Source organism: Segetibacter sp. 3557_3 (assembly GCF_004354985.1).
Taxonomy (GTDB): Bacteria; Bacteroidota; Bacteroidia; order Chitinophagales; family Chitinophagaceae; genus Segetibacter.
In genome coordinates, this window is record NZ_SMSK01000007.1 from 55,153 (window position 1) to 69,084 (window position 13,932).

Consider the following 13,932-nt stretch of genomic DNA (forward strand, 5'->3'; position numbering starts at 1 on the left):
GGCAGTATTTATTTCGTCGTCGGAGCGTCGGCTCCTTTCGCTTTGGCGTATGCCTCGGGCTCGGTAATCGGGTTGGGTATCAATAAGTCCTCTTTACCATAAATAAAACCCTTACGTCCATAGTTTGGCGGTGCAAACGTTTCACTCAGGTATACCGCATCTTTTGGACATGCCTCTTCACACAATCCGCAGAATATACACCTCAGCATATTTACCTCGTATTTGGCTGCATACTTCTCTTCGCGGTATAGGTTCTCCTCTCCCTTCTGCCGTTCAGCTGCTTCCATCGTAATGGCTTCTGCCGGACAAGCAACAGCACAAAGGCCGCAAGCAGTACAACGTTCCCTACCTTCTTCGTCACGGTTCAACACGTGCAATCCCCGGAATACTTGTGAAAAGGCACGCTTCTGCTCGGGATACCTAATAGTAGGTGTCTTTTTAAAGATGTGACTGAACGTGATCATCATTCCTTTAAGGATACCCGGTAAATACAATTTCTCAAGCCACGTCATAGGCTTGCGAACTACCGGTTCTGATCTGTTGGTTAATGATTGCATGTTATAATATATGCCGGCAAAAAATGGTATTTGCCAGGCGCTAAAGGTTGCAAAAATATTTTTCTAGAGTTAACCCACCAATTTTAATAATTGAAAAAGCAAAGACACGAAACAGGAGCAAGTGCCCGTACCAACCAGGTTCCTTTTTTTTGAACCCGGCAGTAGCTCTTTTCCCGGCAGCCGTTGCGTCGCACTCTTGTACTGGTGATGCGCTATTCGCCCAAACCATGTATAGACATAACGCAAGTGCTAAGTTGCCGCTCCTATTCTTCCTGCTTATTCTTTTATTAGATTAATGTTCAGTTATCCCTGGCGCCAAAGGATAACTGCACCGGTTACAAACATATTGATGAGCGCAAGTGGTATTAAAACTTTCCAGCCAAGGTGCATCAGCTGGTCGTACCGGAAGCGCGGGATCGTCCACCGAACCCACATAAAAATGAATATAAAGATGACTACTTTAACCATTAAGGCTACAGCGCCCAACAGTGCAGCCATGTTCAACGATAAGTTCGCCTCGTTCACAAAGGGCATATCGTAGCCACCGAAGAACAAGGTAGCCATTATAACGCTGCTGATGAACATATTAATGTATTCCGCAAACAGGTAGAAACCCAGCTTCATAGAAGAATACTCCTGGTGATAGCCAAAGTTCAGTTCGTTTTCAGCTTCCGGTAAGTCAAAAGGAGTTCTGTTACACTCGGCGAAAGAACAAATCAGGAAAATCAAAAAACCAACCGGCTGGTAAACTACGTTCCACCATCCGCCATTGACTTGCTGTTCCACAATGGTTTTCATGCTAAGCGAACCCGTCCACATCAACAGCGCGATTAATGAAATACCCATTGCAAGCTCGTAGCTGATGATCTGGGATGCTCCACGCATAGCCGCCATTAGCGAAAACTTATTGTTGCTTGCCCATCCGCCGATCATAATACCATAAATTCCCATACTCACCACCCCAAATACGTACAGTATGCCAATGTTTACATCAGCAATCTGTAAGTCGATATACCGGTCGGCACCAAACAGGGTAAAGTGTATCTGGTCTCCCCAGGGAATAACTGCACTGGTCATCATGGCCGTCAACATGGCGAGGCATGGACCTAGGATAAACAATAACTTACTCGACGAATTGGGAATGATTTCTTCTTTAAAAAACAGCTTTCCGCCATCCGCTAAAGGCTGAAGAATACCAAAGGGCCCGGCGCGATCTGGTCCAACCCTGTCCTGGAGTATGGCCGCAACCTTTCTTTCTGCATAAGTGCTGTACATAGCAATTATCAACGAAACGCTGATAATGCCTCCAATCAGCACCAGTTTTTCTATCAGTAATCCCCAGTCAATAGCAAGTAAAATCATGTTTTATTTTCGTTTCTTTTGGCTGGCAACTTTCGGTAAAGCTGCATTTAAAAATTCTACGACCGATGATCTTCGGCAATCTGCTTATAGCTGAATAAGGTTATAGCGTACAAGTGAGTGACACAACCGGAGCTGAAATACTTTCCGGAGATCGTCAACAAAAAAAGACATATGTACAGTTAATCCGCTTCAATTCCAATGAACATCCAACCTGCCATTAACAATGCCCGGCACATAATGCTTAACGCATAACCGCACCTGTTGCCTACTCAGCCTGTTGGTTCGATCCGTTGTTGAATACCGCACCCGTTGCCGGACCCTCAATCCTGCTCAGTTCAATATGTGGTTCATTAATCTCGCTCACCTTATGTATGTCCATCAGCAACCTGGGTTTTCTACCGTCATGAACTGCCGAAAAGATTTCATTGGGTTTTTTTACTCCTACATAATGGCCCGCAGAAATCACGGATTGCCTGCTAATCTTGCGTGGTCCTTCAATAATCCAGTCGCTGGTTTTCTTTTTCTCGAAACGGCACGTGTTACAGATCCAACCGGGCTTGCCATCATAGCTTTCCACTTCACCCCATTTGTCTTTCCGGGAAGTGACCCTGTACACTTCTTCCCCACGGTTCCAAAGGGTTACCTTTCCACAACATTTATCACAATCGCGGTGGGCATCGAGTGGTTTTAGGAACCACACCCTGTTTTTAAACCGGAACGTACGGTCTGTTAATGCACCAACGGGGCAAACGTCAATCATGTTGCCGCTAAAGTCGTTATCAATTGCTTTTGAGATATAGGTTGAGATTTCGGCGTGTTCTCCGCGATCCAGTATACCATGTACACGTTTATCGGTCAGCTGGTCGGCAACATAAGTACAACGGTAGCACAAAATGCAACGCGTCATATGGAGCTGGATATAGGGTCCGATGTCTTCACGTTCAAAAAGCCGGCGTTGAAATTCGTACCGTGTTCCGATATCCCCGTGGCCATAACTCAAATCCTGCAGGCTGCATTCACCGGCCTGGTCGCATATGGGGCAATCAAGCGGATGGTTCAGCAATAGAAATTCAACAATGTGCTTCCTGGCATCAATCACCTTTTCACTGGTGATATTTTTTACAATCATCCCGTCCATCACATTCGTGCGGCAGCTTGCCACGAGTTTAGGCATCGGCCTGGGATCAGCCGTAGAACCTGCTGCAACTTCCACCAGGCAGGTACGACATTTACCGCCGCTACCTTCAAGCTTGCTGTAGTAACACATCGCCGGCGGTGCAACATCCCCGCCAATCGAACGTGCCGCATTTAATATCGACGTCCCCGGCGCCACCTCAACCGTAATGTTGTCGATGGTGACTTTAAAAAACTGGGGAGGGTCCTTTTTAGTTTCTTCCATTTATAATGAAAAATGTAAAATGTAAAATGTAAAATATTAGTTTTTTGCCCTGATCAGGATACTTGCAATGATCTTTGAAATTTCGTTTGCCTCACTTATCAACTCCATCACCTTCTTTTCATTTACATCTAACGTATCTTTTATCAGGCATAACCAATATTTTGTTTCGTTTGCTGACTTCAAACTAATATGCATAAAGTTAACGAAGTCCTTATGGCTACTTTCGGCACCCCCTTCAACCATATTGGCTCCAATCGAAGTTGAACTCCTGAGCAATTGATCGAACATGGAGTGGTATAATGGTTCGTATCTACAACTTCTTATAAAATGAATAATTTCTTTTGAAAAGTGAAAACACCGATGGCGGATATTGTAAGGCTTTTCACCTTCCTGAACCGTCTCAATTTTTTCATTTTGCATTTTTCATTTTACATTTTCTACGCTGTTTCCAGCGGCTCCGCATACCTTCCTATACCATAGTTGCTTTTAAGGCAATCCTCGGGGTTCAAGACATGCCATTCGAATTCATCCCGGAAGTGACGTATTGCGGCAGCTACGGGCCAGGCGGCGGCATCACCCAACGGGCAAATGGTATTGCCTTCGATGTTCCGTTGAATATCCCACAACAAATCGATGTCACTCATTTTGCCCTTTCCATATTCGATATTGTGCAGGATGCGCTTCATCCAGCCGGTGCCTTCACGACACGGTGAGCACTGTCCACAGCTTTCATGATGATAGAACCTCGCCAGTGACAGGGTATGACGAACAATACACTGATCCTCGTCCAGCACTTCAAAACCACCCGAACCCATCATCGAACCGGTTGCGAAACCACCATCAGATAAACTTTCATAATTCATCATCCGGGGTTCACCTTTAGCTGTTTTCAGCAGTAAGTTGGCCGGGAGAATGGGTACAGACGAGCCACCCGGTATACATGCTTTAAGCTGCTTACCATTGGCAATGCCGCCACAATACTCATCGCTATAAATGAACTCTTCGACACTTATGGTCATGTCGATTTCGTACACACCAGGCTTATTGATGTTTCCGCAGGCACTAATGAGCTTTGTTCCGGTAGACTTTCCTACACCAATCCTGGCGTATTCGGTACCACCCATATTCATGATCGGCACTACCGCGGCCAGTGTTTCAACGTTATTCACCACGGTTGGAGAGTCCCATAAACCCTTAACCGCCGGAAAGGGCGGTTTGATTCGTGGATTACCCCTCTTGCCTTCAAGACTTTCGATCAATGCTGTTTCCTCACCGCAGATATAGGCGCCGGCACCACGTTGAACATAGATCTGGCAATCGAAGCCAGTTCCCAGGATGTTCTTACCCAGGAAGCCATTTTGGTTGGCTTCTGCAATTGCCTGTTCAAGTATATCAACGATCCAGGCGTATTCACCACGAATGTATATGTAAGCACGATTACTGCCCAGTGCATAAGAGGCGATGATCATGCCTTCAATCAGCAAGTGAGGAATGAACTCCATAAGATAGCGATCCTTAAAAGTTCCCGGTTCACTTTCATCAGCATTACACACCAGGTAACGGGGAACACCTTCCGGCTTAGCAAGAAAACTCCATTTCAACCCTGTTGGAAAGCCCGCTCCACCCCGTCCACGCAAGCCACTCTTTTTTACCTCTTCCACAATATCGCCCGCAGCCAACTTCAGCGCTTTTTCGGCTGCTGAGTAGCCACCATTTTTCCGGTACGCGTCGTAAAAACGGATACCTTCAATATGATCGTTTGCCAATAATAATTTTATACCCATGTTGTATATTCAATCAATATGCGAAGTTCAACAGAAAGCCGCAATGCCCGGCTATCGAACCCGTTAAAATGCACGTAATTTAAAGCGGCTCCTGCGTGATTTTCGTTTTTGAGCTATCGATGGGCCTTCTTTAACCGAGGTTGGATCAGCTTGATGCTAACCTTTTCCTGTAATTAGTACACCCGTGTTGTATTAATGGGTGGGATTGGGCTTCAACTGGTGATTCAACATCCAGTGAACACCAAACTTGTCCTTTAACATTCCAAACCTTGCTCCCCAAAATGTGTTTTCCAGCGGCATCATTATGGCTCCACCTTCAGCTAATTTGCTAAAAAGCGCGTCGATTTTATCCTGGTCATCAACATCCAGCGAAAGATGAACATTTCCTTCGGTCGACACTGGTTGGCCTTTGAATACATCGGAAATCATGATCAGGTTGTTATCAAAACTCAACCTTGCATGCATAATCTTGTCTTTATAATCCTCATCTGCTGGTACAGGACTGTCGCCATACTGTTGAACATCGAGTACCTCGCCGCCAAGTGCCCCGGCATAAAAGTCGAGTGCTTCCCGCGCGTTGCCTGCAAAGTGTATGTAAGGTGTAAGTTGCATATGAATGTATTTTGAACGAATGTTTTGATCTAAGAAGGTGTAAGGCTAGTGCAATGGCTATTGCAGGACTACTTTGGGCTTACTCTCACTGCCTGCCGGGCTACCAGCTTCCATTTGTTTTTTTCTTTTGCCCAAACCTGCAACAAGCTAATATTCAGGGGTGCTTCGTTGCCGTTTTCAACTGAAGTAGCACGAAATATATAACGGACGATTGCGGTTTTGTCAACGAAAAAGAGCCCCAGGCGCTCAGTTGACTTATTGTTGTAAACGGCCTTGCTTTTGGAAGCATTTTGGATCATCGTTTGCTGATCCTCAATATTGCCTGCACTATGTCCATAAGTGAGTTTAGTGCTTACAAGTTCGCGGATCGTAGCTTCGTCCTTGGTACCGAAAACAGCATCATTCAAGGCTTCAACGCGGGCCCAAACCGCTTTCTCATCAGCCGACTGTGCAAGCGTAACATTAACTACGGCAAACAGGAGTATCGATAAAAAACATGCTTTCATAATTGCAATTAATTGTTTATGGCTGAAAAGTTTCGACATTCTTCGATGATTGCATCAACCCGTTCGGGCGTCAAATGCTCTTTGTAATGTTTGCCCAGCTGCATCATTGGAGCATACCCGCAAGCTCCCAGACACTCCACGGTCTTTAAAGTAAATAACCCGTCCTGGGTTGTACCGCCAACATCAATGCCCAGCTTATTCTTGATATAGTCAATTATGCCATCACTCCCCCTCACCATGCAAGGTCCGGTCTGGCATACTTCGAACACGAATTTGCCAACCGGCTTAAGATTATACATGCTGTAAAAGCTGGCTACTTCATACACTTCTATGGGTGTAATTCCAAGCAACTCTGCCACATAATCCATCACAGGAACATCCAGCCAACCACCAAATTCCTCCTGAGCAATATGCAACACCGGAATTAAGGCACTTTTTTGGCGCCCTTCAGGATAACGTTGTATGATTTCCTGCACCTTGTCGAGTTGCAGTTGTGAGAATTGCAATGCCATTAATATGATTTCTAATATTCAAAAAGGTACGATGTACTGTACAATACTTCATGTTCAACCGGATTGAAATAAGTTCAAATGCGACAACAGAAGACGTCTAAGTTGTCACGGTCCATCCGGGTGTTAAGGCTACAAAAATGAACAGCTGAATTAGCCATCCATTTCACCTGCTATCAGGTTGAGCGAACTTAAGGTGATGATTGCATCACTTAACATACTTCCTTTTACCAGTTCGGTATATGCCTGGTAGTATATAAAACATGGCCTGCGGAACCGGCAACGGAATGGAGCACGCCCGCCATCGCTTATCAGGTAAAACCCAAGTTCACCGTTTCCGCCTTCAACTGCGTTGTATACTTCACCTGCCGGCATGTCAATTTCACCCATGATGATTTTGAAATGCCAGATTAGGGCTTCCATTTTGGTGTAAACGTCTTTTTTTTCAGGCAGGTAATATTCCGGAACATCAGCATGGAAAACGTCAGCTTCAGCTCCCTTGAACTCCTGTACTTTTTGATAAGCCTGCTGAATAATGTTCAGGCTCTGCCACATCTCTTCGTTTCTAACAAGAAACTTGTCATAACAGTCACCGGACTTACCAACCGGGATAGTAAAGTTCATGTCCTCGTAACTGCTATAGGGCGAATGAACGCGTACATCGTAATCCACTCCTGCAGAACGCAGGTTAGGACCCGTAAAGCCGTAGTTCAGTGCTCTTTCAGCGCTAATTCCACCAACCCCCTGGGTTCGATCCATAAAAATCCGGTTACGGCTAAACAGGTTCTCAAACTCCTTCAAAACCTTTGGATACTCTTTCAGGAATTTCTCCAACTTGCGGAATGCAACATCATTGAAGTTTCTCTCAAAGCCCCCAATCCTGCCTATGTTGGTCGTCAACCTTGAGCCACAAACCTCTTCGTATATTTCATAAATCAACTCGCGGTATTGCATCACATACAAGAAGCCGGTAAAAGCACCGGTATCAACCCCCACAACTGAGTTGCAGATGAGGTGGTCGGAGATGCGTGCAAGCTCCATGATAATGATACGGAGATAATCAACCCGCTTAGGTGTTTTTATACCCAATAGCTTTTCGCAGGTGAGGTGCCAGCCCATATTGTTGATTGGGCTGCTGCAATAATTTAAGCGGTCGGTGAGTGGGGTGATCTGGTAGAGTGGCCGGCGTTCGGCTATTTTCTCAAATGCCCGATGTATATATCCGACGGTTTGCTCCGCGTCCACAATGCGTTCACCATCGAGCTCAAGTATATTTTGAAAAACCCCGTGTGTCGCCGGGTGTGTAGGTCCCAGGTTTAGGGTCGTTGTCTGCTTTTCAATGCTCCCATCAGGAAGCCGCACGTGATTTTTTTGATGTTCTACAAGAGACATTTAAAAAATTTTATTTAATCGCCGTTTCGGCGCCGTATTAATCCAATGGTCCTGGTCAGCATCACAAACCGTTTATAAAGCTAAACCGGGTAATTATGATCATGTCCTTTCTCACTTTCAGGTATAGTTGAGTCAGAGCGATCATCCCTGGTGTTCCCGAAATCTAACCTTGATCCACGACCAAACATTTCGTCATCTTTATCGATCCTTGTTTGGTCTTCCAACGGAAATTCTTTTCGCATAGGAAAGTAATCCATCTCCTCAACGTTCAAGATTCTCCTTAAGTTCGGATGGCCAACAAAATTCACCCCATAGTAGTCGTAGGTTTCACGCTCGAGCCAGTTAGCAGCCTCATAAATGTTGGTAAGCGTAAATACATCGGGCTCTTCGATATTGGTATATACTTTGAACCGAACCCGGATGTTATCTGCGAGATTGTGCAGGTGATAAACAATGGCCAGCTCTTCTCCTACCCTTTCCGGGTAGTGAACAGCACAGAGGTCGGTAAGGAACTGAAAGCGTAATTCAGGATCATCGTATAAAAACTGAATGACCTTCAGGTTTAATTCTTTTGGCGCAGCAAAGGTTAAAAAGCCATAGGGTTCTTCAAAATTTGATACCTGCTCCGGAAACTTTTCCAGCAGGCGCTGCATAATATACTCGTTAGTTAACGCCATTTATCGCCTTTGATTAAACTTATTTTAGCTTCTCGCACCACTACCTACACAAACCAACATTTTGGTTTGTTATTGTATACCGTATGCCCCTAATAGTTCTTTATACTTCTCACCGTTACGCCTTCTGAGGCTTTCGTTACCAACCAATTCCTGGATCTGCATAAATCCTTCTAAGATCGCTTCAGGCCTGGGCGGACAACCCGGAACATATACATCAACGGGTACAACCTGGTCGATACCCTGTAAAACACTATAAGTATCGAATATTCCCCCGGAACAGGCACAAGCACCGACAGCCATCACCCAACGTGGTTCTGCCATTTGAAGATATACCTGCCGCACAATTGGGCCCATTTTCTTCGCAATTGTTCCCATAACCATCAATAGGTCACACTGGCGAGGCGAAAATCCAAGTCGCTCTGCACCAAAACGCGATAGATCGTAATGAGAGCCCATGGTAGCCATGAATTCGATTCCACAGCAACTTGTTGCAAAAGGCAAGGGCCACATTGAGTTCTTACGTGCAAGACCAATTACTTTATCGAACGATGTTGCCATAAACCCTTCCCCCATGTAACCTTCCGGAGCTTCAAGCTCCTTCACCTTTGTATTAAACCTAACTGGACGTTCCATAATTCCTCCGATTTTGTATATGCAAAATAAGCTCAAAAACCCGTGCCAGCTTGATAGCAAACTCTTAAATTAAACACGACCATGGAGAAACATTATTCTGAACACAGCCGCACCCTATACCTACAACAACCGGTCGTGCAACTTTGTTAGTTAACACCTGAACGAAAGGGGTAATTTTTTAAAACCGAAATGATTATCCTTCGTTGAAGCTACCCCTTTGCACCAGCAAGTCTGAACGATGCAACCTCAAAACAAACTAGTCTTCCCAGGTTAGTGCTCCTCTCTTGATAATGTAGTAGAAGCCTGCCAGGAAAAATCCTACAAACATCGCGACTGCTCCGAATCCAGACCATCCCAATTCCCTGAAATTGACCGCGTAAGGATAGAAGAAAATAACCTCCACATCAAAGAGCACAAATAAAATGGCCACCAGAAAGTACTTCACAGCCATCGGCTGCCTTGCATTTCCGACTGCCTCGATACCACTCTCAAAGTTTTCTAATTTATCGCTGGTGTTCCTTTTGGGGCCAAGCAGGTGGGTAAGTCCCATCATCAAGGCAACAAAACCGATGGCACAGAACAGTTGGAGGCCAATCGGAAAATAGTTTGCGGCTGAATTAACCTCATCAACACCGGCGGCAGCTTGGAGTAAAAACATGGGCAAAATTTACCCGGCAAAAATAAGGCGGTCATGCATACAAACCATATAATAAAAAAGCTCCCCTGCAAATGAATGCAGGGGAGCTTTATATTGTAATCATGGAGAATTACTCCTTTCAATAGCCTACTTCTTCTTAGCAGGCGCTTTAGCACCTGGCTTAGCGGTTGGCTTAGCGGCTGCTGCTTTAGCTGGCTTCGGGTTTATTGCATTTTGTAGAACAGGAATTGCTTTTAAAGCAAACTCATCATTAGGATCTACTGTTTGCACTTTCTTAAGGATCTCTATCGCTTTTGGATAATCCTTCATCTTGTCTGAAGCTAAAGAAGCCATATAATAATATTGCGACTTGATCTTAGACATGTTCTTGGCAGTATCCTTAGCCAGGAAGTCGATGTATTGTTCAACTGCAGGGAAGGCAGTTCCAGTTGAGTCCACGTCAGCAAGTTTAGCAGCCCGTACCTTAAGGGAGTAGCCAAACTCCTGTTCAGGCTTCCTTTGAATGTAGATGTTTGCAAGACTATCAGCCATTTTATACTGTGCTGCACTGATTGCGGCGTCGGCTGTATTGTAAAGGTCAAAATCAGAAGGTGCAGGGTTCAGGTTGTAGCTCTGAATTAGGTACTGAAGCCTCATATCATGCTGACCCAGGTTCCTGTACAAGAATGCAATAGTATCGAGGTATTGGATGCGATTAGCTCTAACCGTATCAAGTTCGATTGCTCTTGTAAGGTATTTGATCGCGTCCTGCTCACTACCTTTTACTTTTTTAGAAGCGGTTGCTGCAAAAAGGTAGTCAGTAGACTGAATTTTTTCAGCAGCAGCAGTGCTCATAAACGCGTCAATGTTAGATTTTGCCTGAAGGCTGTCGCCAAGCCTGTCGTAGTTATAAGCATACAAAACTTTCAAACGCGGAAAATCTTTACACGCACCAGTTTCCATAGCCTTGGCTGCATTTAAAGACTCCTGGTATTTACCAGCACGGAAAAGGTATTCAGCAGAAAAGTAATCAACTGTGCAGTCCTTATCGGTGTTAGCAACATATTTGTCAAGGTATTCTCTCGCTTTATTTACATCACGATTAGCATAATAGTTATAAAGCTCAAGATATGCAGGTGCAAAAGCAGCATCGGATGTAGTTGCTCCTGTAAAGTATTCTTCAAACTTTGGAACATTACCCTGGCTTAAGAAAATCCTTCCCAAACGATATTTTGCACGAGCATTGTTTGGATCAATCCTCAAAGCGTTGTTGAATGCTTCATACGCATCACCGCCACGGTCGTTACCAAGTTTCAGGTAATTGATACCCATGTTGATGAAAATATCCGGATCTTTTGGATTACGTTCTGCAGCTATCTTTAACTTTTCGATACCATAAGCAGGGTCGCCCACAGTAGATGGACCATCCGCGTTTGCGCGGCCGATCGCATTAAGGATATCCGGATTATCGCCTTTTTTGGTTTTAGTGGCAGTAATCGCCTGTTCAAACCTTTGTTTAGCCTGGTCTTTTTTGCCTTGCAACAATTCTACATGGCCCATTCCAATCCAGATTAGCGGTTCGTTTACACCATCCTGGAGCGCCTTCTGGTACAGTGCTGCAGCTCCTGCAACATCATCCTGCCGGAGATGTGTTTGCCCAAGCCAGTAGATTGCCTCAGCATTCTTTGCATTCGAGGAGATTAATTTATTAAAAGTATTTTTAGCGCTGGTAAAGCGATCATAATACAAAAACTTTCTCCCCTCATCAATATTCTGTGCTTGCAACAACTTTCCGGCAAACAAAACGGCTAAAATTAAAAACGTGATTTTCTTCATGTGTTTGTGTTTATGTTGTTTGATTATTCACTTTTCTCTACGCAGGTATTCGGGTCTTACGACGCTTAAACTGCATCTTACCTGGCACCAGGTATGACCTCCTGAAAATTAACTGGCCCCTTTCTATTGTCATGAAGTTGATGAAGCCTGTACCCAAACCCGACCAGTTTTCCTTTAAAATATAATGCAATCCACGTACCAGAGGATACTGGCCCTGCATAATGGTTTCCTGTGACGGTCTTGCATAAAGCCCTTCCTCGCAGTCCTGACATTCAATAAGCGCCATTCTTACTTTTGATATAATCGCAGCTTTCTGCGGATCGTCAGTTTCACTTAACCAGCTCACGCCAACAAAGCCAACCGAACCAGCATTATTGGCAACATACTTTACCACGTCTTCGCTATTGTAAGCAGCAGTAACATTTTTCCCAAGCGGCGTTCCACGGAGCACTGAATCAATCAAATATCTTACCGTACTGGTTGCATTTTTGCCATCCACCACCACATTTGCATTTCTTTTACCCGAAAGCATGTCTTTCAGATCTGCCAGCGTGAACGATGAGTCGGTATTCGATCGATTTACAATCACTGCAATAGCATCATACGCCAGCAAATCGTACAATGGCTTAAATTCAAGTTTTGATCTGTAATAACCCAGTTCCTCGTCGTTCAATCCACGGGATATGATTACAAGCCTGGTGCTATCGCTCTGGAGATCCCTTAAACAATCCGCTTCAGACTTATAATTGGCTTTGATGTTTGCTTTAGGGTATGAGGAAAGAAAAACTTTTAGCTGCTCACTTATCACTGGTTGAAAGCTTTCGTCGACGCTGATATTAATGGTACCACTGACAGCAGTCTCCTGTTTTTCAACCGGTTTTGTCGAATTGTTGCACCCTGCTACAATTACAACCAGGAATAATATGGATAAGATCTTCATCACTCAAAAGTAGTCTTTCTTTATGCCGCGGTATATTCTCCATCCGCCATATAACAAACAGATCCCGCCGAAGATATAACGGAATATCATATCAAAGCCAATCCAATCAAAACCAATCTTTTCGGCAAAAAACATCAGGAAAGCGACTGCTAAATAAAGAACTCCCATTCCGAAGTCGATAATGGCACGCATATTAGCGTAACGCTTGTTTCTCTTCTCTCTATATTCATTTTCCATTTCAGCAAGTATAGGGGTCGGCAAGATAGATAAAATTGAAAATGTTTACGGATTGTAATACCGGGAATTGTTGATGAAAAAACAGTGCTTAACATTTAGGACGGCTTAACGCAAAACGTCGTTGCAAGCCCATTTTGATTTTAGATGCCGGGATTATTTCAATTCCACAATAGTTTGTTTGAGGTAAATGTTAAATTGGAATATGCAGGATGGAGGTATGACAAACCAATCCGGCAATTGCATCCATCTTAAGGAGCACGCCCCAATGTCGAATGACCCTAATGAACACAGGACTGAAATTGCAGTTAATTCGTTTGCCTTCCCTTGAAGTGCTTTTCTACGAAATGGGGTAAGATTACGCTGTTGATGTTTCAATACTATCTTTGCCATTATGAAAATTTTAATGGTTTGCCTCGGTAATATTTGCAGAAGTCCCCTTGCACAGGGAATTATGTGGAACAAAATTGCAGAAGCAAACCTCGACTGGGAAGTAGATAGTGCCGGAACGAATCATTATCAAACGGGAGAGCCGCCGCATCATTTGTCTCAAAAGGTTGCACTGCAAAACGGGATAGACATTTGTGACCAGTGCTGCCGTCAGTTTGTTCGGGAAGACATGCTTCGCTTTGATAAGATCTATGTAATGGATCGCGAAAACTACCAGCAAGTGAAAAAGATCAGTGGCAATCTTTGGGATGAATCAAAGGTGAGCCTATTGCTGAACGAAGTAGAGCCAGGCAAAAACAAGAGTGTACCCGACCCATGGTATGGCCAGGAACGCGACTATCATGATGTTTACAAGATGATTGACGAGGCCTGCAGTCGTATTGTTGAAAGATACGCTGAATAGT

16 protein-coding genes are annotated in these 13,932 nt (G+C 44.4%); 1 reads left to right on the forward strand and 15 read right to left on the reverse strand.

The features are described 5' to 3' along the window. Positions 1-8: 8 nt before the first annotated feature. The 15 genes from EXU57_RS12440 to EXU57_RS12510 all read right to left on the reverse strand — a co-directional run bounded on the left by EXU57_RS12440 (position 9) and on the right by EXU57_RS12510 (position 13,105). Positions 9-557 carry a NuoI/complex I 23 kDa subunit family protein gene (locus EXU57_RS12440; protein WP_133268543.1) on the reverse strand — a complete coding sequence of 183 codons (549 nt, stop codon included), beginning with the start codon at positions 555-557 and terminating at the stop codon, positions 9-11. A 303-nt stretch (positions 558-860) separates the two neighbouring features. Continuing rightward, positions 861-1,919, reverse strand: a complete 1,059-nt coding sequence (gene nuoH / locus EXU57_RS12445) for an NADH-quinone oxidoreductase subunit NuoH (RefSeq protein ID WP_133268544.1) — start codon at positions 1,917-1,919, stop codon at positions 861-863. 265 nt (positions 1,920-2,184) lie between these two features. Then, complete coding sequence (locus tag EXU57_RS12450) at positions 2,185-3,318, reverse strand: 2Fe-2S iron-sulfur cluster-binding protein (RefSeq protein WP_133268545.1); 1,134 nt, start codon at positions 3,316-3,318, stop codon at positions 2,185-2,187. 36 nt (positions 3,319-3,354) lie between these two features. Then, on the reverse strand, positions 3,355-3,738 hold the full coding sequence (locus EXU57_RS12455; RefSeq protein WP_133268546.1) for a four helix bundle protein: 384 nt from the start codon (positions 3,736-3,738) through the stop codon (positions 3,355-3,357). A gap of 17 nt (positions 3,739-3,755) precedes the next feature. Next, the gene (gene nuoF / locus EXU57_RS12460; RefSeq protein WP_133268547.1) at positions 3,756-5,102 is read right to left on the reverse strand and encodes an NADH-quinone oxidoreductase subunit NuoF; all 1,347 of its coding nucleotides are present in this window, start codon (positions 5,100-5,102) and stop codon (positions 3,756-3,758) included. Between the two features lie 192 nt (positions 5,103-5,294). Further along, positions 5,295-5,714, reverse strand: coding sequence for a VOC family protein (locus tag EXU57_RS12465; protein WP_133268548.1), 420 nt, complete (start codon positions 5,712-5,714; stop codon positions 5,295-5,297). A gap of 68 nt (positions 5,715-5,782) precedes the next feature. Next, positions 5,783-6,220, reverse strand: coding sequence for a nuclear transport factor 2 family protein (locus tag EXU57_RS12470; RefSeq protein WP_165958123.1), 438 nt, complete (start codon positions 6,218-6,220; stop codon positions 5,783-5,785). Between the two features lie 8 nt (positions 6,221-6,228). Beyond that, positions 6,229-6,732: a complex I 24 kDa subunit family protein gene (nuoE, locus tag EXU57_RS12475; protein ID WP_133268550.1), complete on the reverse strand. Its 504-nt coding sequence runs from the start codon at positions 6,730-6,732 to the stop codon at positions 6,229-6,231. 150 nt (positions 6,733-6,882) lie between these two features. Continuing rightward, entirely contained in the window at positions 6,883-8,121 is a 1,239-nt protein-coding gene (locus tag EXU57_RS12480) for an NADH-quinone oxidoreductase subunit D (protein ID WP_133268551.1), read from the reverse strand. Positions 8,122-8,201: 80 nt separating this feature from the next. Continuing rightward, positions 8,202-8,798, reverse strand: a complete 597-nt coding sequence (locus EXU57_RS12485; RefSeq protein WP_133268552.1) for an NADH-quinone oxidoreductase subunit C — start codon at positions 8,796-8,798, stop codon at positions 8,202-8,204. Positions 8,799-8,867: 69 nt separating this feature from the next. Next, on the reverse strand, positions 8,868-9,431 hold the full coding sequence (locus tag EXU57_RS12490) for an NADH-quinone oxidoreductase subunit B (protein ID WP_133268553.1): 564 nt from the start codon (positions 9,429-9,431) through the stop codon (positions 8,868-8,870). A gap of 256 nt (positions 9,432-9,687) precedes the next feature. Next, the gene (locus tag EXU57_RS12495) at positions 9,688-10,089 is read right to left on the reverse strand and encodes an NADH-quinone oxidoreductase subunit A (protein ID WP_133268554.1); all 402 of its coding nucleotides are present in this window, start codon (positions 10,087-10,089) and stop codon (positions 9,688-9,690) included. A gap of 126 nt (positions 10,090-10,215) precedes the next feature. Further along, a complete protein-coding gene (locus tag EXU57_RS12500) occupies positions 10,216-11,904 on the reverse strand; it encodes a tetratricopeptide repeat protein (protein WP_133268555.1) in 1,689 nt (562 codons plus the stop codon). A gap of 37 nt (positions 11,905-11,941) precedes the next feature. Then, positions 11,942-12,844, reverse strand: a complete 903-nt coding sequence (locus EXU57_RS12505) for a PstS family phosphate ABC transporter substrate-binding protein (RefSeq protein ID WP_133268556.1) — start codon at positions 12,842-12,844, stop codon at positions 11,942-11,944. Between the two features lie 3 nt (positions 12,845-12,847). Continuing rightward, positions 12,848-13,105, reverse strand: coding sequence for a hypothetical protein (locus EXU57_RS12510; RefSeq protein ID WP_133268557.1), 258 nt, complete (start codon positions 13,103-13,105; stop codon positions 12,848-12,850). A 367-nt stretch (positions 13,106-13,472) separates the two neighbouring features. Here EXU57_RS12510 and EXU57_RS12515 point away from each other — a divergent pair, with 367 nt between their 5' ends. Next, positions 13,473-13,931 carry a low molecular weight protein-tyrosine-phosphatase gene (locus tag EXU57_RS12515; protein ID WP_133268558.1) on the forward strand — a complete coding sequence of 153 codons (459 nt, stop codon included), beginning with the start codon at positions 13,473-13,475 and terminating at the stop codon, positions 13,929-13,931. Position 13,932: the final 1 nt, after the last annotated feature.